Here is a 22,463-nt window from a genome sequence, read left to right as displayed (position 1 = left end):
TTATAATACCATCAACTTTCTATATTTAATCCCGAAAGTCCACTTAACTGCTTCAAAATATAATCTAAATATTCATCACCCGAACTCATATGGCATCTCTTTTATTTTTTCATTATACTATACATATGGTAGACTTTAATGCTTAAAGCCTTTATAATTATTGAAGGAGGTAATAAAATGAAAAAAATATTAGTTTTATCACTATTTCTTTGCACTTTGATTGCAAAGAACGTATATGCAAAAGTATTACCGACAGATCAAAAAGTTACTTTTGATAATAATGAGGTTAAACTTGAGGCCTATAATATTGATGGAAATAATTATTTCAAACTGAGAGATATTGCAGCAATACTCAATAACTCTAAAGTTCAATTTAATGTTGAATATAATGAAGAAAAGAAAATAATTGAAATATCAAGAGATAAAAGCTATACTAAACTCAGTTCGGATTTAACCACAACTGAAAATAAAAATCTTGATGCAAAAAAATCCACACAAAATATTACAATTGATGGAAACGAAATTTATTATGACGGATACAATATAAACGGAAATAATTATTTCAAACTGAGAGATCTTGGACAAACAATCGGATTTTATGTAGATTATGATGAAAAAGAAGACACCGTTATAATTAAATCTGAAAAAATTGAACCTACAGATTTAATACAGAGAGAAAAAATTGAAATAAAAGCAATAGCAACAGATATTATTTCCAATTCTAAATCAATAAAAATATCAGATATAAAATCCTTAAAAATTGAAGATTTTACATCTATTGCAAAATCAATTGTATTTCTTGTAAATGGAGAAAAACAAGTCTCTGCAAAAGCTATCTATGAAGCATCAAACAATTCTGTAGTATTAAAACCGGTTCACTTAAAATATGACGGAAAATTTGTTATTTCTCCAATTTTAAAAATTGAACAAGGTGAAAAATCAGAATTTATGGCACTTAAATCAAATGAAATCAATTTAGATGAAATTTTAAAATCTGTTGATAAAAAGAAAAAATTCAAATTGATTTTAGGTTTTTATGAAGATGAAAATAAAAATTCAAATTTTAAAAGTCTATCTGCTATTGAATTTAAAAACTAATGGGTAAATATTATTAGGAGGTATATAGAATGAAAGTTACAAAAGATACAATAATAGGCGAACTTCTTGCAAATAAGCCTGAATCTATCGGAACTCTTATGAGTTTTGGAATGGGTTGTGTAATGTGCCCTGCAAGCCAAATGGAATCTCTTGAAGAGGCGGCTCTTGTCCATGGATTAAATGTCGACTTATTGGTAGAAGCGCTTAATACACAAGAACAACCTGAATAAAATACTCCCTTTCGGGAGTTTTTTTATTTTCAATTTTATATTTTTAAATTTTGGATATGTAATTTTAAATAATTCAAATTTTTTATTAAAATATTTTTATAATTTATTTTGCTCAAGATTTTAAAAATAATCAACTGAAATTTATCATCCTTGATAATTCAACTTAAATTTTAAACAATAAAAAAGATAGTGTACTTTATTTATCAGTTCACTATCTTTTTAGTTTGACAATTCCATCCAACGATATCTTTTTGGTTCTATCACTGTTCTATCTACTCCTGTTCATTTATTTTCTTATAGTTTTTTATTATCCATGCTATAAGATTATTTTAATATTTTTTATACATGAGTCTTTATACAACTCATCTTATCTAACGTTCTTACATTAACTTAACGTTCAACTTTTCTTGAGTTGTAAGTATATTTCTTTAACTTTTTTACCTAAAATCTGTTGCCCATTGAATTTTAGAAAGCTTACAGTCCTATACTATACGAGATGTTTTTTCACATCATATTATATTATATAACTTAACATCTATATTAACACCCTATTGGTGATTTCTTAAAAGTTGGATAGAATTGTCAAGTTTCATCCCAAGAATTTATATTGTTTTATCTTGGTATTGTTATTATACCCTAAAGTGATACTTTTGTAAACACCTTTTTTAAAAATTTTTTAATTTTTTTGAAATTTTTTTTATTTATGCTAAAATTTAAATGGTGATACTTTGAATAGAAATGATTTTTTTATGAATGAAGCTTTAAAACTCGCAAAAATTTCATATGACAACGGTGATATTCCAATCGGAGCAATTATAGTCTTTAACGACGAGATAATCGGCAGAGGATTTAATAAGAAAGAACTTTTAAAAGATGCCTCAGCTCATGCAGAGCTTATCGCAATGAAAGAGGCCTCTAAATTTTTAAACTCCTATCATCTTGAAGATTGTACAATGTATGTAACATTAGAACCTTGTGCAATGTGTGCCGGTGCAATTCTGAATTTCAGACTTAAAAAAATTTACATCGGAGCTAAAAATGAAAGATTCGGTTGTTGTGGAAGTAAAATAAATTTACTTAACTATAATTTTAACCATACTTGTGAATGTGAATTTGGAATTTTGGAAGACGATTGTAAAAATTTAATATCAAATTTTTTTATAGAGCTTAGAATAAATAAGAGAGGTTAATTAACCTCTCTATATTTTTTTAATTTATCCGACTTCATAACTTCTCTGCTAAGTAACGCGCAAAAAATTCCAAGAACTGCTCCTCCCAATATGTCAGTCGGATAATGTAAATATAAATACATTCTTGAAAATGCCATAAGCGCTGCAAAAACAAATAAAATTCTTCCGTATCTTCTATTGTAAAAGCTCACACTCATTGCACATGCCACAGCGGAAAATGTATGTCCCGATGGAAAAGATGCATCTTTTAAATGCTTCACTATTATTTTTACATTATTGGCATCATATGGTCTAACTCTTCCTATCAACGGCTTTAATATAATATTTCCGAATATTAAACAAAACAAAAGTGAAATTAAAACAGTAAGTCCAATCCGCCTTGTATCTTTTCTTATAAATAAAAACAATCCTATTATAATAAATATTGCTCCTGCATTTCCAAGTGTTGATATAAAAATCATAATCTTATCCAAAATCGGATTTCTGATTGTAGAAATCATATCTAAAATTTTAAGCTCCAATAAATTTCACCGCCTTAAAAAATTTTACTTACATTTTATTTTTTTTAGGTATATAATCTTAATCTAAGTTTTCTTTATATTGTAAAATATTATTTAAAAGGAGGCAATATGATTAAAAAAATTATATCTTATTTAAACGAATATAAAATATATTCTTTCTTATCTCCATCTTGTGTAATCGTTGAAGTATTTATGGATATTGCCATTCCGTATCTGATGAGTTTAATAATTGACAGAGGAATCACATTAGGCTCCAAAGAAGATTTATTTAAGATGGGATTTTTATTGATACTATGCGTAATTATAGCTCTGTTTTCCGGAATACTCTCCGGTTACTTTGCAACCAAAGCATCATCAGGTCTTGCAAAAAATTTAAGATATGCAATGTTTAAAAAAATACAAAGCTATTCATTTGAAGATATAGACAGTTTCTCAAAAGGCTCTTTAGTAACAAGGATGACAACCGATGTTCAAAATGTTCAAATTGCATTTCAAATGAGCATAAGGCTTGCAATAAGAGCTCCATTAATGCTCATCTTTTCTTTTTTAATGAGTCTTAGAATAAATAGATCTCTATCTTTAAATTTTCTATTAATCTTCCCGATACTAATCATCGGCATCTACTTTATAATTTCAAAAGCATTTCCAATATTTGAAATTATATTTAAAACCTATGACAAACTAAATACTATTGTTTCCGAAAACTTACTCGGCATAAGAGTTGTAAAAAGCTTTGACAGAGAAAATCATGAAAGTGAAAAATTTAAAAGTACTTCAAAAAAATTATTTAATAATTATTCCAAGGTTTCTAAACTGATAGCCCTATCAGCTCCTCTTATGCAATTTTCGGTTTATTTTCTTACAATTTTTATTGCATGGATTGGAACAAAATTTATAGTTGCAGGTAATCTTACAACAGGACAACTGTTAAGCCTTATAACCTACTCTTTTCAGATTCAAATTTCTTTAATGCTGATGTCTATGGTACTTGTAAATTTAATTATTTCAAGAAACAGTACCGGGAGAATCGTAGAAGTTTTAAATAAAAATCCTTCTCTGACATCAGATAAAAATGGAATAACTGTGATTTCAGATGGAAGTATTAATTTTGAAAATGTAAATTTCTCTTACTTTAAAAACGAAAATAAACTAAGTCTTAAAAATATAAATTTATCTATAAAATCCGGAGATAACGTAGGTATTATCGGAGCAACAGGTTCTTCTAAAACAACTCTCGTATCCTTAATTCCAAGGCTGTATGACACATTATCGGGTAGTGTTAAAATCGGAGGAATTGATGTGAGAGAATACAATTTAAAGTCATTAAGAGACAACATTTCAATTGTTTTGCAAAAAAATCAGTTGTTTACCGGAACTGTCCTTGAAAATTTAAAATGGGGAAATGAAAATGCAACCATCGATGAGGTAATAAATGCTGCAAAAATTGCACAGGCTCATGACTTCATCATGGAAGATAAGGACGGATATGACAGAAAAGTCGAAAGAGGTGGAACAAACTTCTCCGGCGGTCAACGTCAAAGACTTTGCATTGCAAGGGCTCTATTAAAAAATCCAAAAATTTTAATTTTAGATGACTCTACATCTGCACTTGATAACTCAACTGAAATTAAATTTGTAGAAGCACTTAAAGCTACAAACCCCGAACTTACAAAAATAACTATATCACAAAGAATAAATTCTCTTGCAAATTGTAACTATATAATAGTAATGGATAACGGAGAAATAAATGCAATAGGCACTCATGACGAGCTTATCAGAACAAATAAAATCTATCGCGAAATTGCCCAAACCCAAAACAGAGGAGGCGAGCTTAATGAACAAAAATAAAAATTCAAAAATAACTTCCTCTGAAAACTTAAGTTCAATCAAAAGACTGCTTTCCTATGTTTTTAAAAAATATAAGCTTAAGTTTTTCATAGTCATAACTTTAGTCTTGTTATCATCATCAGTCGGTGTAGTATCTTCTATATTTCTAAAAATACTAATTGATAACTATATAACACCCATGCTTTCTACTCCAAACCCGAGCTTTACACCGCTTATTCTTATGATATCAAAGTTTGCGGCTATTTACTTGACCGGAGTTATTTCGACAATTATATACTCGAGAATGATGGTTACAATTTCAGAAAATATATTAAAGACAATACGTGATGAATTATTCGAGCACATGGAAAAACTGCCCATCGCTTATTTTGACACGCACTCTCACGGTGATATAATGAGTCGCTATACAAATGATGCACAAGCTATGCAACAAATGCTCACAAATACTCTGCCTGAATTTTTCTCATCTGTTGTTACAATAATTGCCGTTACAATTGCAATGCTCATATCTTCTCCTATGCTGAGCATAGTTGTAGCAATATGCATGGTATTACTTCTAAAAGTTATGAACTCTGTAGGAGGAAAATCTTCAACCTACTTTTTAAAACAGCAACAATCCCTCGGTCTTCAAAACGGATTTATCGAAGAAACAATTAACGGACAAAAGATAATAAAAGTATTTTCACGCGAAAAAAATATTGTAGATGATTTTGAAAAAATAAACAACGAACTTGCAGAAAATACAATGCTTGCAAACAGATACTCTCTAATATTAATCCCCATAGTGTTTAATATAGGCAATCTTCAGTATGCTTTTATAGCAATTGTCGGCGGTCTTTTTGCACTAAATAATATGTTTGGAATAACAGTCGGAACTATTGCCGCATTTCTCGAACTGTCCAGAGCATTTTCAGGTCCGATGCGAAATATTTCTCAAGAGATGAACCAATTGATTATGTCTCTTGCCGGAGCAAGAAGAATTTTCAGTTTACTTGATGAGAAAGAAGAAAATGATGACGGTTATATTGAACTTGTAAGAGTTCGTAAAAACTCCGACGGCTCACTTATTCAATGTGAAGAACGAACCGGACATTGGGCATGGAAAGACAGTACAAACGAAAGCTCATCTCTCACCGAATTAATGGGAGATATAAAATTTGAAAATGTAAGTTTTTCATACGACGGCAAAACCGATGTTCTTCACAATATTTCACTATATGCCCATCCCGGTCAAAAAATTGCCCTTGTAGGTGAAACCGGTGCAGGAAAAACCACAATTACAAATTTGATAAACAGATTCTATGAAATCCAATCAGGCTCTATAACCTATGACGGAATTGACATCAAAAAAATTAAAAAGAAAGACTTAAGACGCTCACTCGGTATGGTACTTCAAGATACACATCTATTTACAGGAAGTATTAACTACAATCTAAGCTATGGAAGAGAAAACGTAAGTGAAAATGAAATAGTAGAAGCTGCTAAAAAAGTTCAGGCACACAATTTTATATCACTCCTTGAAGACGGATATAACACCATAATTTCCGGTACAGACTCCGATCTCTCACAGGGTCAAATGCAGCTGCTTTCTATTGCAAGAGCGGAAATTTATAATCCTCCCGTACTGATTTTGGACGAGGCTACATCTTCAATTGACTCTCGTACGGAAATGTTGGTTCAACAGTCAATGGACGAAGTTATGAAAGGCAGAACTACATTTGTAATAGCACACAGACTTTCAACTGTTAAAAATTCAGATGTAATAATAGTATTGTCAAAGGGAAAAATTATAGAAAGAGGAAGTCACGATGAGTTGCTTGCACTTAAAAGAACCTATTACAAATTATATACGGAGGGATTTGAAGATAAAGAATGACATCGAAAGATGTCTTTTTTATTTGACTTATTTGAATATATTTTTTAAAATTAAACCTGAGGAGATACTATGAATAGAGAAATTTTGAACAATTTTAAAAAAGTTTTTATATATATCTTGATATATTTATGCTTTTCCGCAATAATAATATACTTTAACTTGAACAGAAGATATTTAATATTTAATGTAGGTCTTTCACTAATTCCATATATAATAAGTACCTTCTGTGTAAATCATAAAAATAAAGTTTTTTTATGCTTTATAGGATTAGTTATAACAACAATATTCTATCCAAACGCAATCTATATGTTCACAGACCTTATACACATAAAGACTCATGAATACTATGTATTTTCAGGCGGAAATGTAAATTATATCCAGGACTATACTCACTGGATAAAGCTGAGTTGTGATACAGTAATGGTGGTTTTATCACTTGTACTCAGCTTTGAAAGTTTTGTAAACATACTAAAAATTTTAAGATGCTACGGCTATAAAATTGCAAGTTTTATACTACTTATGCTATATTCCGGAATTTGCGGAATAGCCGTTTATATCGGAAGATTTTTAAGATTCAACTCTTGGGATATACTTCAAATCAGAGATATTACAACAAGTATACTAAGCAGTGCTACAGAAAACGACTATATGCTTATAGGTATTTTTGCAATAGTACATTTTGTAATAATACTGATGTTTTTTAATTTAAAAAACAACTAACTCGGAGATCGTTATGGAAAAAATTTTTAAAAAATCTAAAATTATAATCGTATTATTAATTTTAATTTTTCTCACCGGCTGCAATGAAATGTCAAAGCAAAATATGGCAATACAAACAGCGGATGAAAAATTTGAAAATGAAATGTTGCTAAAAATGTGTAAACAACTTTCACATGAAATAAAATTTTTTAAAATTAAAGTACCGGAAAATGCCAAATCTTGGGAATTGTATTTTAATGTGTATAAAAATGGAGAATTGAGAAAAGAAAGCGGTCTTTCCAATAATATCATAGAACATTCCAAATACTTTTCAGTGGGAACAGGGTTTTATCATGATAAAATAATTTTTGTAGAAACAACAGATACAAATAATTCCGATACTTTCTCCGTAATAACCACAAATCTTGATGATATCCTTGTTTTTCCAGAAGAATATACTTCAAGTGCAAGCGCTTTTCAAAATGATATAAAAACCTTGGAACTAAATAGACCTATTATACTCGGAATGAGACAATATACTCAATCTTCCGACATGAGAGTTAACAATCTTACAACATACCTTGACGAATATAACTTCAAAAATGACGATACTTATATAATAGTTACACTTGAATTTAAAGATACAATTCTTAATTAGGAGGTCATATGAAAAAATATACAGGATACTTTGCATCTCACTTTTTCAACGCAGCAACTTTTGAATGGACTGAAAGAGTTGCATCAATAATTGAAAGAGAAACTGGAATAGACTTATATGTTCCCCAAAGAAATGCAGAAATTAATGATAAGAAAAATAATGACGATATTATAAATGACATTGCAATCTCAAAAGCGGATACAGCAGAACTTAAAAATGCAAATATCTTAATTGCCTGCCTTGACGGACTTACAATTGACGATGGTGTAGCAGCTGAAATTATGGCTCACGGTATTATAAATGAAATTGAAGAAGAATACGGAATAAACAAAAACTTTCCTCGCATAATTATAGGACTTATTACCGATATGAGATACATGGGCACCGGAGAAAATAAACTATACAGAAACTTAATGATTATAGGTAAAGTAAAAGAACACGGCCATTTAGTTATAGGATATCCCGGAGATGACAGTTACATAGATGAAATTGTAGACATAATAAAAAACTTTATAAACAGAGAGTAACACTTAGACGGAAAACCTTCCGTCTGTTTTTATGTCCTTTTTTTGTGCCATCTTTTGTGTTATTCTTATCTCAATAATACAATTAGGAGGATAGTATGTTCAGTATTACCCATGCCCAATCAAAAAAACTTTTAATTATTTATATCTTAAAAATTTTAAGAAAGTACTCTGATGAAGAACACAAATTGAGCCAAAAAGATATATTAGATTTATTAAAAAAAGAATATGGAATGAATGTTGAGCGAAAAGCGATAAAGAGAAATCTAATGGATCTGATAGAATGTGAATTTGATATAGAATATGAAGCATTTCCAAGAAAAGTTAAAAATGACTTTGGAGAAGAATCTGAAAATTACATACTTACAAATTTTTATATAAACTCAGAATTTACAGACAGCGAAATAAGATTTTTAATCAACTCTACTTTATACTCCAAGGCTATACCTCAAAAACAAAAACAACAATTAATTTCTAAGCTTGAAAATTTATCCAATAAATATTTTAAAAGTCGTGTTAAATATTTAAACAATATCTCAAACACAATTCCTACAAATCAAAATGTATTTTTAAATATAGAAATTATAGATGAAGCAATTTCAAAAAATCTTAAAATATCCTTTAATTATAATGATTATGGTTTGGATAAAAAACTGCACCCTAAAAAAGATGAAACAGGAAAAGATAAAGTATATATCATAAACCCTTATCAAACAGTATCAAACAACGGCAGACATTACCTTATAGGTAATTATGATAAATATGATAACATTTCACACTACCGCTTAGACAGAATAACAAACATAAAAATCTTAAAAGAAACTGCAAAATCAAAGACGACGATAAAAAATCACAATGATATTTATGATCTTTCAAAATATATTTCAAAAAGCATATACATGTTTTCAGGAAATATAATAAATGTTTCATTTACAACAAAACCTGACTTGATAAATGATATTTTAGATTGGTTCGGAGATGACGTAACTTTTAAAGAACTTCAACATGATGAAATTTCCGTAACCGTAAAAGCAAATGAAATTGCAATAAAAATGTGGATTATGCAATATATCAATCATGTAAAAGTAACTCATCCGCAAGAATTAATAGAGTCTATAAAAGCCGATTTAAAATCAGCTTTAAATAAATATAAATAAGGAGGCATATTATGTCAGAAAAAAATATTTTAAATGTACATACTTAGAAACTGTTTAATTTTATAAAATTATAGTTAATGATACAACAATTAAAGAGGTGATAATCTTGGATAAATATGAAATTTTTTATAACAACTTAAGAATTATTTATGAAAAATATAAAATATTACAGTCCTATAATTCTGATTTCAATATTTTTAAAACTATAGCAAAACCGGCAGATGAAGTAAATTTACACTCAGCTTTTATATACAGCTTACTAAATGACAAAAAATATAAGTTGGAATTTTTTAAAAGCTTTTTAAAAACAATAAATATGGATTATGACGAAATAAATACCTTACGTGTAGAAAAAGAAAAATTTACAAAATATGGAATAATCGATATTTTTATTGATTATTCAGAAAAAAATATAAAAAATATAATAGTTATTGAAAACAAAATTTATGCCGGTGATCAAGAAAAACAGTTGGATAGATATGAAGAATACTGTAAAAAATTTTCCGAAAAACCAAAATACAAAATAATATATCTAACTCTTGACGGACATAAGCCAAGCACAGACAGCTGCTCAAACAAAGACAATTTAATTTGTATATCTTATAAAAATGAAATTATTAACTGGATAGAAAATTGCATAAAAATAACAGCATTAGAACCTAAATTGAGAGAAGTGCTTTTACAATACAAAGAATTACTTATAGAACTATCAGAAGGGAGTAACGATTATACAATGGAAGTTAAAGATTATATTTTAGAATCTGCGGATAATTTTTTTATAGCAGAAGAAACCAAAAAAGCATTTGAAGAAATTAAATTTGATCTTCGATTACGCTATTGGAAAAAATTGGAAGAAAAATTGAAAGATATTTTAAAAGAATTTAATTTGAACGTTGAAGATATTAAACGTAACAACTTAGGTTATCCTAATCGATGGTATTCCGTGAAAAATGCTTCCAACTATTATGGATTAATATATCTTATAAGAGAAATACCTAATATTGGAAAAATATATCTAAAAATTGAAAAAGATGATGATGAGTTAATTTTCGGAATAAGAAAAGGAATTACGGAAGAAAATGAAGAAAATATCTATGATTCCAACGGTAAATCTTCTTTCAAATCAAAATTAAAAGAAATTTTCCCTAATGGACTAGAAGATGAAAATTGGTGGTTATTTTATGAAAAATTACAATTAAAATCTAAACCAATTAATCCAAAAAATTGGAGCCGTGAATTAGTTGAAACTTTATATGATGAAAACAAATTAGAATCTCTAATATCTCAACATGTAGAAGAGATATCCAAACTTATAAAGTTAATAGTTGAATTCAAAGAATAATTTTAATACACTCTAAATATTACAAAAGTATTTTTCAATATTTATTTATGCAATTTCAGTGTGTATTGCTGTTGATACAACAATATCAAAACTCGGCTGTAAAGGATATGTCCATCTTTAAAGATGGACATATCCTTTTAATATCTATAAATTCTCACAATTAAATATATTTTTGTTGATAAGTTGCTCATTCCTATTGAATTTTTTAACAATTTCAGATATTATTAACAGGTAGTTGTAAATAATTTGGAGATGTATCGAAGAGGTCATAACGGGGCGCACTCGAAATGCGTTAGCCTTCACGGGCACGTGGGTTCGAATCCCACCATCTCCGCCAAGTTTTAGTATTTGACACAACCTTTTCATTATACTAAAATAAAAATATATGCACGCATAGCTCAGTAGGATAGAGCGAGGCTCTCCTAAAGCCTAGGCCGGGGGTTCGATTCCTCTTGCGTGCACCAAAGACTAACGGTCTTTTATTTTTTAAGGAGTCTGAAATCAGACTCCTTAATTTTTATATACTATTTTTCCATCTGCTATTGTATATTTTATTTTTCCGAATAATTTTTCTCCTATGAATGGAGAATTTTTTGCTTTTGAACGAAACTCTCCTACTACATATTCTTCATTTTCATCAAATATAACTATATCTGCCGCAGCGCCGATTTCAATTTTTCCGGCTGATAGATTATATAGTCTTGCAGGATTTACAGTCATCTTTTCAAGCAGTTTAATAAGAGATAACTTACCTGTCTTTACAAGATTTGTTATTCCAAGAGACAATGCGGTCTCAAGTCCTATTATTCCACTTGGAGCTGCTAAAAAGTCTCTATTTTTTTCTTCTTCAGTATGCGGTGCATGATCTGTTGCAATGATTGTTATCGTATCATCAACTAATCCCTGAATTATTTTTTCTCTATCTTTACTTGTTCTTAGAGGCGGATTCATTTTTGCAAGTGTTCCCTTTTCAAGTATCAAATCTTCCGTACACGAAAAATGATGTGGTGTTACCTCTGCAAATAAATTAGCTCCTTGATTTCTATAAAATCTTACTATATCTACGGCTTCTCCCGAACTTATATGCTGAATGTCAATTTTTGCTCCCGTATAAAGACACATTGCTCCATCTCTTGCAACAAGAACATCTTCAGAAACTGACGGAGCTCCATACAATCCCATAGAATCTGAAATTTTTCCATGATTCACACCATTTTCTCGGTTTAACATAGGATCTTCTTCATGAAATGATATTGGAACATCTAATTCTTTTGCAATCATCATTCCCTCTAAAATTAATTTTGTATCCGTATTTGGAATCCCGTCATCAGAAAAACCCACACATCCTCTTTTTACAAGTTCTCTCATATCACTAAGTTTTTCATTTTTAAATCCAAGAGTAAGAGCTGCTATTGTATATACATGTATCGGAGATTTTTTTGCCTTGTCTAAAAAATATTCCAATGTATTAATATTATCCATAACAGGTTTTGTATTTCCCATACATACTACTGATGTAAATCCTCCTGCTGCGGCTGCCTCTGATCCTGTAAATATATCTTCTTTTTCCGTAAATCCCGGATCTCTGAAATGAACATGTATATCTACAAGTCCGGGTGCTACAATCAAATTTTCCGCATTAATACATTCTGTTACTTCATCAAATTTTCCGATGCCTACAATTTTTCCGTCTTCAATTTTTATATCAGCTATTTTATCCATGCCGGAGGCAGGATCTATTATTCTTCCATTTTTAATTATCATCTTTAACCTCCTTATCAATAAAATTATATTGTAAAATAATTTATATTGTAACTGTTTTTTATCATTTTATTTATTTTTAATTTAAGGCTCAAAAAAACCTCCCTAAAGGGAGGTTTCTTTAAATTAAAGCATTCCAAGTAAAAGTGGTGCATCCGGTCCTGTAGGAATTCCTAAGAAGAACCAAACTGACATTAGTATTGTCCAGAATAATAAGAAACTCATTGAATATGGAAGCATCATTGAAATAAGAGTTCCAAGTCCTGATTCTTCGTCATATTTTTGCATAAATACAACTATCATAGCAAAATAACTCATAAGCGGAGTTATGATATTTGTTGAAGAGTCTCCTATACGATATGCAACTTGTGTAAGTGCAGGATTAAATCCAAGTCTATACATCATCGGCACAAAGATTGGAGCCATGATAGCCCATTTTGCTGATGCTGAACCCATAAATAGGTTTAGGAAAGCTGAGATTAGGATGAATAGTATTATTAGTGGTAATCCTGTTAATCCTATGCTCTCTAAGAAATTTGCTCCCTTGAATGAAAGCATAATTCCCAAGTTTGTCTTTCCGAAATATGCAACAAATTGTGCAGCGAAGAATGCAAGAACCATATATCCGCCCATTGACTTCATTGCTGCTGTCATAGCTGCAACTAAATCATAAGATGTCTTTATTTTTCCTATTGTTCTTCCGTAAACCAAGCCAGGAATTAAGAATAATAAAAGCATTGCAGGAATTAATCCGTCATGTAAGAATGCCTTTAATGTCATTTTTCCTATGTCTTCTTGTAATGTTCTGAATATTGCATTTTGAGGGAACATTAAGAATGCCATAACAGCCACATAAACAACCAATGCTATAAGTGCATTTCTAAGACCCTTGTTTTCAAGTTCAGAAATAGGTGCATTATCAGGTCTATAAGAGCCTTTATATTCGCCTAAGTTCTTTTCTACTATCTTATCAGTTACAAATGTTCCTACAATTGTTAAGAATATTGTAGATACTGCAAGGAAATACCAGTTACAAGTTGGTGCTAAACTCATGTCTATTCCTGCTGCTTTTAGAGCTTCATTTGTAATGTTTGTAAGTAGAGGGTCAGTTGTTCCAAGAATAAGGTTAGCTGAGAAACCTCCGGATACACCTGCAAATGCTGCCGCAAGTCCTGCAAGCGGATGACGTCCGGCCATTGCAAACAATATTGCTCCGATAGGAATTACTACTACATAACCTGCATCTGATGCTATATTTGACATAATACCGGCAAATACAACTATCGGTGTTAACATTTTTGGATTTGCATTGTACAACAGCTTTTTAAGTGTTGCATTAAAAAGTCCTGTCCATTCAGCAACCCCTACACCAAGCATAGCTACAAGAACTGTTCCCAATGGAGCAAATCCTGTAAAGTTTGTAGTTGCTGAATTGAAGATGTACCTTAATCCATCGGCATTAAAAAGTGAAACAACTTCTTTTGTTACTTCTTCTCCCGCCTTTGCATCAAAATAAGTTATAGGCTCGCCCTTTGCAGCAAAATGAGAAATTATAATTACTATTACTGATAAAATTACAAAGAGCATTGCAGGATGAGGAAGTCTATTTCCTATTCTCTCTACACCCTTTAAAAACCCACTTATTTCTTGTTGATTTTTCTTTTCTTTTGACATAATATCCTCCTTTTTTATTTGATACCTCAATTATAATATATAGCTCATTAGTAATGCAATCGTTTTGTACTGTGTTTTTTAATTCATACTCTTTTGTTGTAATTTACTTTGTTCCAAAAGTATTGATTTATCAATTTTAATTAATATGTATACTAAATGTGCTATGTATTATAGATTTTTCCTATTAATTTCATTCAATATTTAATTACTTTATCAATTAAAATTAATGTTATTTAAGTTTTAATTTCATGGTCAATATGTTAAAATGCTATTATATTAAGGAGGGGTTTTTATGGCAGAATATAGTGCCTTTGATGTACTTGGTCCTATAATGATAGGTCCGTCAAGCTCTCATACGGCAGGAGCGTGTAGAATCGCAAGGACTGCTCTTAAAATCTGCGGTTCAGATTTTACAAAAGTGGAATTTTTATTACATGGTTCTTTTGCGCTCACTTATAAGGGACATGGAACTGATAAGGCGTTGGTCGGTGGTATTATGGGATATGAGCCTGATGACGAAAGAATCAGAAGTTCTTTTGAAATAGCACACGATACAGGTGTAAATTATGAAATTAAAACCACAGACTTGGGTGAAATTTATCATCCCAATTCAGTTAAGGTAGTATTTCATTTCGACTATAAAGACGATGAATATGTAATAGGTTCTTCTATCGGCGGTGGTGCAATTATCATAGTAAATATAAACGGAATGCCTGTCGAGTTTAGAGGAATGTTTCCTACACTACTGTTAAAATATCACGAGCAACAGGGTGTTATTGCATACGTATCTTCTATTTTAACTTCCGATAAGTATAATATAGAGTCCATTAATACAGACAAGAATCCATTAACGGAAATTGTAACTCTTACTCTTGAAATAGACAGAGCTCTTACTCAAGATTTACAAGATAAAATACTGACTTCGGATAAATTTATAACTGCAAAATACTTGGGGGTGTAATATGTTAAATACAGCTAATGAAATTATAAATGCATGTAAAGAAAATAATTGTCATATATACGATCTTGTTATTGCAGAGGAAATGAAAAACTCTAAAAAAACTGAAGAAGAAATAAGACAACATCTTAATATAGTAATTGATGTAATGAGAAAATCGGCTGCTGAAAATCTGAATAAATCAAATGTGACAAGATTTAAAATGACAGACGGATTTGCAAAAATTACAAATGATTATGCTGAAAATCAAGAACCTATAATTGGAAAATTCTTGATGCACACCATGGCGATGGCATTTTCAACAAGTGAAGTAAATGATGCCATGGGAAAAATTGTTGCTGCTCCTACTGCAGGTTCATCAGGTATAATGCCTGCAACAATTGTCTCTGCAATCGAAAAATATAATTTTGACAACGAAACCGTTCAAAACGGTCTTTTGACTTCAATAGCAATAGGTCAAATTATAGCAAAATATGCTACTTTTGCCGGAGCTGAAGGAGGATGTCAGGCAGAATGCGGTGCTGCATCCGCAATGGCTGCAAGTGCCCTTATTGAAATGATGGGGGGAACTCCGGAACAGGCACTTCATGCCGCAAGTATAACAATCATAAATGTCATAGGTCTCGTATGCGATCCGATAGCAGGACTTGTTCAATACCCATGCACATTCAGAAATGCTTCAGGTGTTGTAAATGCATTTATATCAGCAGATCTCGCCTTAGCGGGCGTTACATCTTTTGTTCCTTTTGACGAAGTTGCACAAGCTATGGGAGAAGTCGGTAAACTTATGCATGAATCTCTAAGAGAAACCGGACTTGGCGGGCTTGCCGGAACTAAAACCGGAAAGAGAATAAGAGATGAATTTTTAGGAAAAACAGGGGGAAATTAAAATGAGTGAACAAACTACAAAAAAGAAAATAGGTCTTATACCTAGACTATTAATTGCAATAGCTTTGGGTATTTTAGTTGGTAAGTATTGTCCTGAAATAGTAACAAAAATAGCAGTTACAATTTCAGCTAATTTCGGTAAATTTTTAGGTTTCATAATTCCGCTTATGATTATTGCTTTTGTAACAAAAGGTATTTCAGATTTATCTGAAGGTGCAGGAAAGCTGCTTCTCGTAACAGTTATTCTTTCTTATGCATCTACACTTATAGCAGGTTCTTTATCATATGCAATGGCAAGTAATATATTCCCAAGCTTTATTTCACCGGAAATGGTCGAACAAATTAAGGATGCTTCAGGAAATGATTTATCTCCTTTCTTTACTATTCCTCTAAATCCGATAATTGAAGTTACTGCCGCTCTTGTACTTGCATTTATGCTTGGTCTTTGTGTTTCAATTTTAAGACAAAAGGGTTCAGGAGAAACTTTTTATAAAATAATAGATGAATTTAATAAGATAATAAATCTTGTACTTGAAAAGGCAATTATTCCTTTACTTCCTATCTTTATTTTTGGAAACTTTGCAAATATGGCATATTCAGGTTCAGTATTTGCAATTCTTCAAGTATTCATTAAGATTTTCGGTTGCATAATAGTTCTTCATATAATTTATATATCACTTATGTTTGTTGTAGCCGGAGGATTTACAGGAAAAAATCCTATAGCTTCACTTAGAAGAGCTTTACCTGCATACTTTACTGCAATAGGTACTCAATCTTCAGCAGCTACTATTCCGGTTAATATAAACTGTAATAAAAATATAGGAGTAACAAAGCAAATTAGAGAATTTGTAATTCCTCTATGTGCTACTTGCCATATGCCGGGATCTATGATTACTCTTACAGCATGTGTATTTACATTACTTCATATGTACGATATGCCTCACAGCTACTTCTTAATTTTCAAATTTATCGCAATACTTGGAGTAGCTATGGTAGCAGCACCGGGCGCACCGGGCGGAGCGGTAATGAGTGCTCTTCCATTCTTACCGGCAGTTGCAATAGCATCTGACAGTCCTCTTGCGACAATTTTAATTTCATTATACTTGACACAGGACAGCTTCGGAACTGCTGCAAATGTAACAGGAGATAATGCAGTTTCAATGATAGTTGAAAAAATTTACTACAAAAATATTTTACGCAAACCAATTCCTACAAATGAAAACAAATAAGATTAAAACGCCTTGCTTACTTTAGCAAGGCGTTTTTGTATGTAAATTTATAATTATATATTTTATCTATTATGGTATAATGTTAGAAAGGGGGAATTCAAATGTTTGGAAAAATTCTCGTTGTAGATGATGAAGCTGCAATAGCTGAAATTATAGAATTCAATTTAAAACGTGACGGATTTGAAGTTGAACTTGCTTTTGACGGAGAACAATGTCTTGAAAAAGTAAAGGACTCAAATTTTGATTTAATTATTTTAGATGTTATGATGCCGAAAATTGATGGCTTTACCGTTTTAAGAGAGCTTAGAAAAACTCGACATATACCAATTATAATGCTAACCGCCAAAGAAGATGAAGTAGATAAAATACTCGGTCTTGAACTCGGGGCGGACGACTATGTTGTAAAGCCGTTTTCAATGAGAGAACTTACTGCAAGAGTTAAAGCTATTTTGCGAAGATATGATTTTGAAACGGAGACTCCGAATTCAGAATCTAAAGTAATTGAAGCCGGCGATTTAATTATCGATTTGACTAAATATGAAATTAAAAAGAAAGGTAAGGTTATAGATTTAACCTTACGTGAATATGAACTTTTAAAATATCTTGCATCTTCTCCGGGACAGGTTTTTTCCCGTGAAGAACTTCTTGATCAAGTATGGGACTATGAATATTACGGAGATATAAGAACAGTTGATGTCACTGTAAGACGTCTTCGCGAAAAAATTGAAGACAAAGATAAGGATTTTAAATACATTATGACTAAACGCGGTGTGGGATATTATTTCGGAGGTTAAAATGTTTAACAGTATTAAGTACAGATTTATAACTATATATTTTTTACTTGTACTGATTTCAATGTCCATAGTAGGTGCATTTATTATTAATAGACTTGAGGTTCAGCAAACTCAGAATATAGAAGATAATATGACACAAACCTTAAATACTATTATAGGAGCTTCAAATTATATATCTGATGAAAATTGGAGTAATAAAAGTTCACAAATTAAAAACATCTTAAATGAGTGGAGACTGTCTGTCGGTGAGAGTATTTATGCCCTAAGTGCAGATGAGTCTCCAATAATTATTGCATCTACTACAAATAATAAGGATTTAATTGACGGCAAAGAAGCCTTTTCATATAAGGCATTGGAACCGAGCTTAATTTTAAGATCATTACAAGGTGAAACTGCGGATACAATAACCGCAAACGGAGATGTAAGTCTTAATGAAAAACACATTTCAAAGCCGATTTTCTCATCCGATGGAGATGTTAAGGGCATTTTATATATGACCGCAAATTTATCTTCTGTATATAGTCTGCTTAAAGATGCAAAAATAATACTTAGCTATGCAACTCTAATTGCACTTGCAATAACCTCACTCCTTGGGTATATAATTGCAATCTCAATAACAGAGCCCATCAGAGATGTTACTACCAAAGCAAGTGAAATGGCGAAGGGAAACTTTGACCAACGTGTAGAAGTAAAAAGCAACGATGAAATCGGAAACTTAGGCTCTATGTTTAACTATCTTACAGAAGAGCTTAATACTACAATAAATCAAATGAATCTTGAAAAAAGTAAACTCAATACGATATTTAATTACATGGCTGAAGGTGTTATAGCTGTTAGCAGAAGCGGTTATTTAATCCATGCCAACCCCATTGCCAGAGAAATATTGGACTTAGATGAAAACTATCTAAAGACAAAACAAGATCTTACAAAACTAAACATATTCGGAATAAACTATTCAGATAACTCATCTCTTGAAGGTGAAAGTGAATTGGAAATAAAAGATAAATTCTTTAAAATAAAATATGCTCCCTATAAAAAAGGAAGACTTACAAACTTGGGACTTATTGTAGTACTTCAAGATATAACAAAAGAACATACTCTTGATGTAATGAGAAAGGAATTTGTTGCAAATGTATCTCACGAACTTAAAACTCCTATAACAACTATACGTTCATATAGTGAAACGCTTCTTGATTCAAAAATGGAGCCGGACGAAGTAAAACACTTTGTAAAAATTATAAACAGAGAAAATACGAGAATGGGCAGACTTGTTTCCGATTTACTTCAGCTTTCAAATATAGACTACAAAACTTCGAACTATGTCTATGAAGAAATTGATACCTATGATATTTTAAGTCAAACTCTTGAGGGTCTTTCTGTAATGATAAAAGAAAAAAATCATAATATCAGTTTGGAAATACCTATGGATATAAGAAATATATATGCAGACAGACATGCACTTGACCAAATCTTAATGAATATAATTTCGAATGCAATTAAATATACAGATGAAGGCGGGAAAATTAAAATCAGCGCGACCTCAAACTATTTTAATGTAAATATTATCGTAGAGGATAACGGTATAGGAATACCGGAAAGCGACCTTCCTCGAATATTCGAAAGATTTTATAGAGTTGAAAAGGGCAGAAGTCGTGCTATGGGAGGAACAGGTCTTGGACTTTCAATAGCAAGAGAACTCACTCTATCAATGGGTGGAGATATTAAGATAGATTCAAAATTTAAAGAAGGCACTAAAATTTCAATAAGCTTAAAAGCAGCTTAGGTGATAAAATGAAAAAGCGAGATTTATTATTAAATACATTATTAATAGCATTAATATGTCTTACAATATTTCAAATCAGATTTTTATGGTTTAACCTTCCTGACAGATCAAATGTAATAAAAATCAACAATGAATATAATCCAAAAGAACTTTTTACAGAGCTTTTAAAGCCCCAAAAAATGATTGCCAATTTTGGAGAAGAAAGACATAGTGTAATTTATGTATTTGATGATTTATACAGAGAATATCTAAATACAATTTTAAACATATTTATAGAATCAAAAAAAGAACTTCTAACCGAAATAAGTGCGGAAGAATATATGAAGCTCCAGGAAAACAGATCCATAGTTTTCAAATTCAACCACACTATAACAGAAAATATGTTTTTAAAGCTACTTGGATTTGTAGATAAAGAGCATGACAGCAACAATGTTCCAATACAAGAAATCTATATATCAAATAATGATATAGCAATAGTAAATCAAATAGGATTTTTTAAGGTACATCTTCCTATTGATAAGGATATAACTCAAACCTTAAGCACTATTGAAAATACGGGATATAAAAATTATAAAAATTTTTACGAACTATATTCAATTGAAAAAAATATTTATATACCGCAAAAAAATACAATTACAGCAAGAGATATATACTATTTTTCAAATCTTAAAAATATGGACAGCAGCTATAAAAACAAGCTTGCTGAAAGATTTTTAAATCAGAGTATAGACTATATACGAGAAATAACTCAGATAAACGGTTCAACCTTTGTATATGAAAATCAATACCTTAAATTTTCAAACACAGGTCTCATAGAATATGAAAACGCCGAAAAATTTGAATCTCAAAAAGAAAATTTATATATCTCACTTAGAACTGCACTTAGCTTTATTGCAACAAAAACAGGTATAGCAAAAGATTTATACCTATCTAAAATAGAACTTGTCGAAAACGGAAATAATAAAGGATATAAATTTTCCTTTAATTTAAAGGAAGATTCAATTCCGATAATATTAGATAAACAAGAAAATCACGACTATATAGAAATGGAAGTATTCTCTTCCTTTGTTAAAAGCTACAAACAGATATATAGAAAAGCGGTCAATATGCCTCAAACAGAATTTAAAGAAACGGAAATCTATTCAATTGAAGATATAATTCAAAAAAATTTAATTAAATTTATGCCGGTAGAAGAATATACAAACATTAAAGATATTTTAAAAAATATACAAGATATAAATTTAGCATATATTGATGATGTTTCAAATTTAGAAAAAAACAAACTTACAATGGCAATAAATATAAATTACAACAACAGACAACTTTATTTTTCACTTGATGCCGGAAAATTTTTAATGGAGAGATAATATGGATTGGTCTAAGGCAAAAAATATACTCATAGTAGCTCTTTTAATCGTAAACCTGGTACTATTCGGCTATATTTTTTCAAACTACTATAAAACTCAAGATAAAAGCACATCTAATTCATTCATAAATGAAACTCTTAGACTTCTTGAAAAAAAAGATATAACCGTTGACTGTTATATTCCTAAAAACAAAATTAAACTTCCTTCACTTAGAGTTGAATTTGAATCCTATTCAAACCCGGATTTAAATGAAAAATTTTTTAAGGGTAAGGGTATAATAGAAACTCCAAGCATAAACTTTTCAAGAATAAGTAATGATAGTGAGATGCTAAGTATCTTAAACTCAAGAAGACTAATATATGAAAACTCATATCCAATACAATCGACCGATGATGTGGATTTTAGAGAAGCTCAAGAAATCATCAAAAACTTTCTGATAGAGCATGGATTTGACATTTCAGATATGAAGTGTGTATACACAAAAAAAGAAAATGGAAAATATTATTTAAACTACGCTAAATTATATCACGGAGTAACAGTTGAACGTTCATACTTGAATTTTATATTAGATGGCGATGTTGTAACATATATGGACAGGCTTTGGCTTGATATTTTGGATAAATCTCAATCTGATATCCGTCTTATTTCCGCACCTAAGGCACTTCTAACACTGCTTGATGAAAGTGAGGCTTTCGGCAGAAAAATTACGGACATAGAAGAATGCTTTTACTTTGACCCCGAAGAACAAGGTTATGTAGAAGATATAACAAAGGCCGTCCAGGGAAGAGCGATTCCCGCTTGGAAAATACAATTTGATGACGGAGATGATATTGAAATCGGATCATATTGATTTTATCCAACATAAA

The 22,463-nt window shown here is 30.6% G+C and carries 20 protein-coding genes and 2 tRNA genes; 19 read left to right on the top strand and 3 right to left on the bottom strand.

What is annotated here, in order from left to right; genetic code table 11:
• Nucleotides 1-177: 177 nt before the first annotated feature.
• From HMPREF0629_RS07630 to HMPREF0629_RS01870, 3 genes are all read left to right on the top strand, one after another.
• Nucleotides 178-1,098 carry a stalk domain-containing protein gene (locus HMPREF0629_RS07630; RefSeq protein ID WP_009221678.1) on the top strand — a complete coding sequence of 307 codons (921 nt, stop codon included), beginning with the start codon at nucleotides 178-180 and terminating at the stop codon, nucleotides 1,096-1,098.
• Between the two features lie 29 nt (nucleotides 1,099-1,127).
• Nucleotides 1,128-1,328 (top strand): DUF1858 domain-containing protein, encoded by a 201-nt coding sequence (locus HMPREF0629_RS01875; protein ID WP_009221677.1) that lies wholly within the window; start codon nucleotides 1,128-1,130, stop codon nucleotides 1,326-1,328.
• A 728-nt stretch (nucleotides 1,329-2,056) separates the two neighbouring features.
• On the top strand, nucleotides 2,057-2,518 hold the full coding sequence (locus HMPREF0629_RS01870) for a nucleoside deaminase (RefSeq protein ID WP_009221676.1): 462 nt from the start codon (nucleotides 2,057-2,059) through the stop codon (nucleotides 2,516-2,518).
• Here the strand turns inward: HMPREF0629_RS01870 and HMPREF0629_RS01865 are convergent.
• The gene (locus tag HMPREF0629_RS01865) at nucleotides 2,515-3,039 is read right to left on the bottom strand and encodes a phosphatase PAP2 family protein (protein WP_009221675.1); all 525 of its coding nucleotides are present in this window, start codon (nucleotides 3,037-3,039) and stop codon (nucleotides 2,515-2,517) included. The two genes, HMPREF0629_RS01870 and HMPREF0629_RS01865, sit on opposite strands and share 4 nt — an antisense overlap.
• 108 nt (nucleotides 3,040-3,147) lie before the next feature.
• On the opposite strand from HMPREF0629_RS01865, the gene HMPREF0629_RS01860 reads away from it, so the two are divergent.
• The 9 genes from HMPREF0629_RS01860 (at nucleotide 3,148) to HMPREF0629_RS01820 (ending at nucleotide 11,607) form a co-directional block, all read left to right on the top strand.
• Nucleotides 3,148-4,887 (top strand): ABC transporter ATP-binding protein, encoded by a 1,740-nt coding sequence (locus HMPREF0629_RS01860; protein WP_009221674.1) that lies wholly within the window; start codon nucleotides 3,148-3,150, stop codon nucleotides 4,885-4,887.
• The gene (locus HMPREF0629_RS01855) at nucleotides 4,874-6,763 is read left to right on the top strand and encodes an ABC transporter ATP-binding protein (protein ID WP_009221673.1); all 1,890 of its coding nucleotides are present in this window, start codon (nucleotides 4,874-4,876) and stop codon (nucleotides 6,761-6,763) included. Before HMPREF0629_RS01860 ends, HMPREF0629_RS01855 begins: the two co-directional genes overlap by 14 nt.
• A 69-nt stretch (nucleotides 6,764-6,832) precedes the next feature.
• Nucleotides 6,833-7,483, top strand: coding sequence for a DUF1361 domain-containing protein (locus HMPREF0629_RS01850; RefSeq protein ID WP_009221672.1), 651 nt, complete (start codon nucleotides 6,833-6,835; stop codon nucleotides 7,481-7,483).
• Nucleotides 7,484-7,496: 13 nt separating this feature from the next.
• On the top strand, nucleotides 7,497-8,120 hold the full coding sequence (locus tag HMPREF0629_RS01845; RefSeq protein WP_009221671.1) for a hypothetical protein: 624 nt from the start codon (nucleotides 7,497-7,499) through the stop codon (nucleotides 8,118-8,120).
• An 8-nt stretch (nucleotides 8,121-8,128) separates the two neighbouring features.
• A complete protein-coding gene (locus HMPREF0629_RS01840) occupies nucleotides 8,129-8,647 on the top strand; it encodes a nucleoside 2-deoxyribosyltransferase (RefSeq protein WP_009221670.1) in 519 nt (172 codons plus the stop codon).
• 95 nt (nucleotides 8,648-8,742) lie between these two features.
• A complete protein-coding gene (locus tag HMPREF0629_RS01835) occupies nucleotides 8,743-9,801 on the top strand; it encodes a YafY family protein (protein ID WP_009221669.1) in 1,059 nt (352 codons plus the stop codon).
• 106 nt (nucleotides 9,802-9,907) lie between these two features.
• Complete coding sequence (locus tag HMPREF0629_RS01830) at nucleotides 9,908-11,143, top strand: PD-(D/E)XK nuclease family protein (protein WP_009221668.1); 1,236 nt, start codon at nucleotides 9,908-9,910, stop codon at nucleotides 11,141-11,143.
• 248 nt (nucleotides 11,144-11,391) lie between these two features.
• Nucleotides 11,392-11,480, top strand: a tRNA-Ser gene (locus tag HMPREF0629_RS01825).
• Between the two features lie 50 nt (nucleotides 11,481-11,530).
• Nucleotides 11,531-11,607: transfer RNA gene (locus tag HMPREF0629_RS01820), tRNA-Arg, on the top strand.
• A gap of 46 nt (nucleotides 11,608-11,653) precedes the next feature.
• On the opposite strand, the gene HMPREF0629_RS01815 is transcribed toward HMPREF0629_RS01820, so the two are convergent.
• Nucleotides 11,654-12,907: a dihydroorotase gene (locus HMPREF0629_RS01815; protein WP_039856445.1), complete on the bottom strand. Its 1,254-nt coding sequence runs from the start codon at nucleotides 12,905-12,907 to the stop codon at nucleotides 11,654-11,656.
• Between the two features lie 123 nt (nucleotides 12,908-13,030).
• Entirely contained in the window at nucleotides 13,031-14,578 is a 1,548-nt protein-coding gene (locus HMPREF0629_RS01810; protein WP_009221666.1) for an AbgT family transporter, read from the bottom strand.
• Nucleotides 14,579-14,870: 292 nt separating this feature from the next.
• On the opposite strand from HMPREF0629_RS01810, the gene sdaAB reads away from it, so the two are divergent.
• The 7 genes from sdaAB (at nucleotide 14,871) to yycI (ending at nucleotide 22,447) form a co-directional block, all read left to right on the top strand.
• Nucleotides 14,871-15,539 (top strand): L-serine ammonia-lyase, iron-sulfur-dependent subunit beta, encoded by a 669-nt coding sequence (gene sdaAB / locus HMPREF0629_RS01805; protein WP_039856441.1) that lies wholly within the window; start codon nucleotides 14,871-14,873, stop codon nucleotides 15,537-15,539.
• Nucleotide 15,540: 1 nt separating this feature from the next.
• Nucleotides 15,541-16,425, top strand: a complete 885-nt coding sequence (sdaAA, locus tag HMPREF0629_RS01800) for an L-serine ammonia-lyase, iron-sulfur-dependent, subunit alpha (protein WP_039856438.1) — start codon at nucleotides 15,541-15,543, stop codon at nucleotides 16,423-16,425.
• Between the two features lies 1 nt (nucleotide 16,426).
• On the top strand, nucleotides 16,427-17,653 hold the full coding sequence (locus HMPREF0629_RS01795) for a dicarboxylate/amino acid:cation symporter (RefSeq protein ID WP_009221665.1): 1,227 nt from the start codon (nucleotides 16,427-16,429) through the stop codon (nucleotides 17,651-17,653).
• Between the two features lie 101 nt (nucleotides 17,654-17,754).
• Nucleotides 17,755-18,447, top strand: coding sequence for a response regulator (locus HMPREF0629_RS01790; RefSeq protein WP_009221664.1), 693 nt, complete (start codon nucleotides 17,755-17,757; stop codon nucleotides 18,445-18,447).
• Nucleotide 18,448: 1 nt separating this feature from the next.
• Complete coding sequence (locus HMPREF0629_RS01785; protein ID WP_009221663.1) at nucleotides 18,449-20,230, top strand: ATP-binding protein; 1,782 nt, start codon at nucleotides 18,449-18,451, stop codon at nucleotides 20,228-20,230.
• Between the two features lie 8 nt (nucleotides 20,231-20,238).
• Nucleotides 20,239-21,597 (top strand): hypothetical protein, encoded by a 1,359-nt coding sequence (locus HMPREF0629_RS01780; protein ID WP_009221662.1) that lies wholly within the window; start codon nucleotides 20,239-20,241, stop codon nucleotides 21,595-21,597.
• A gap of 1 nt (nucleotide 21,598) precedes the next feature.
• Nucleotides 21,599-22,447: a two-component system regulatory protein YycI gene (gene yycI, locus HMPREF0629_RS01775; protein ID WP_009221661.1), complete on the top strand. Its 849-nt coding sequence runs from the start codon at nucleotides 21,599-21,601 to the stop codon at nucleotides 22,445-22,447.
• Nucleotides 22,448-22,463: the final 16 nt, after the last annotated feature.

Source organism: Peptoniphilus sp. oral taxon 386 str. F0131 (assembly GCF_000090945.1).
Taxonomy (GTDB): domain Bacteria; phylum Bacillota; class Clostridia; order Tissierellales; family Peptoniphilaceae; genus Anaerosphaera; species Anaerosphaera mikwangii.
This window is presented reverse-complemented; position numbering and strand designations above follow the sequence as displayed.

Excerpts from the sequence above, each read along its gene's own strand:
- HMPREF0629_RS07630 (WP_009221678.1), top strand. The coding sequence starts at position 178 with ATGAAAAAAATATTAGTTTTATCACTATTTCTTTGCACTTTGATTGCA.
- HMPREF0629_RS01875 (WP_009221677.1), top strand. The coding sequence starts at position 1,128 with ATGAAAGTTACAAAAGATACAATAATAGGCGAACTTCTTGCAAATAAG.
- HMPREF0629_RS01860 (WP_009221674.1), top strand. The coding sequence starts at position 3,148 with ATGATTAAAAAAATTATATCTTATTTAAACGAATATAAAATATATTCT.
- HMPREF0629_RS01855 (WP_009221673.1), top strand. The coding sequence starts at position 4,874 with ATGAACAAAAATAAAAATTCAAAAATAACTTCCTCTGAAAACTTAAGT.
- HMPREF0629_RS01850 (WP_009221672.1), top strand. The coding sequence starts at position 6,833 with ATGAATAGAGAAATTTTGAACAATTTTAAAAAAGTTTTTATATATATC.
- HMPREF0629_RS01845 (WP_009221671.1), top strand. The coding sequence starts at position 7,497 with ATGGAAAAAATTTTTAAAAAATCTAAAATTATAATCGTATTATTAATT.
- HMPREF0629_RS01840 (WP_009221670.1), top strand. The coding sequence starts at position 8,129 with ATGAAAAAATATACAGGATACTTTGCATCTCACTTTTTCAACGCAGCA.
- HMPREF0629_RS01835 (WP_009221669.1), top strand. The coding sequence starts at position 8,743 with ATGTTCAGTATTACCCATGCCCAATCAAAAAAACTTTTAATTATTTAT.
- HMPREF0629_RS01815 (WP_039856445.1), bottom strand. The coding sequence starts at position 12,907 with ATGATAATTAAAAATGGAAGAATAATAGATCCTGCCTCCGGCATGGAT.
- HMPREF0629_RS01810 (WP_009221666.1), bottom strand. The coding sequence starts at position 14,578 with ATGTCAAAAGAAAAGAAAAATCAACAAGAAATAAGTGGGTTTTTAAAG.
- sdaAB (WP_039856441.1), top strand. The coding sequence starts at position 14,871 with ATGGCAGAATATAGTGCCTTTGATGTACTTGGTCCTATAATGATAGGT.
- sdaAA (WP_039856438.1), top strand. The coding sequence starts at position 15,541 with ATGTTAAATACAGCTAATGAAATTATAAATGCATGTAAAGAAAATAAT.
- HMPREF0629_RS01795 (WP_009221665.1), top strand. The coding sequence starts at position 16,427 with ATGAGTGAACAAACTACAAAAAAGAAAATAGGTCTTATACCTAGACTA.
- HMPREF0629_RS01790 (WP_009221664.1), top strand. The coding sequence starts at position 17,755 with ATGTTTGGAAAAATTCTCGTTGTAGATGATGAAGCTGCAATAGCTGAA.
- HMPREF0629_RS01785 (WP_009221663.1), top strand. The coding sequence starts at position 18,449 with ATGTTTAACAGTATTAAGTACAGATTTATAACTATATATTTTTTACTT.
- HMPREF0629_RS01780 (WP_009221662.1), top strand. The coding sequence starts at position 20,239 with ATGAAAAAGCGAGATTTATTATTAAATACATTATTAATAGCATTAATA.
- yycI (WP_009221661.1), top strand. The coding sequence starts at position 21,599 with ATGGATTGGTCTAAGGCAAAAAATATACTCATAGTAGCTCTTTTAATC.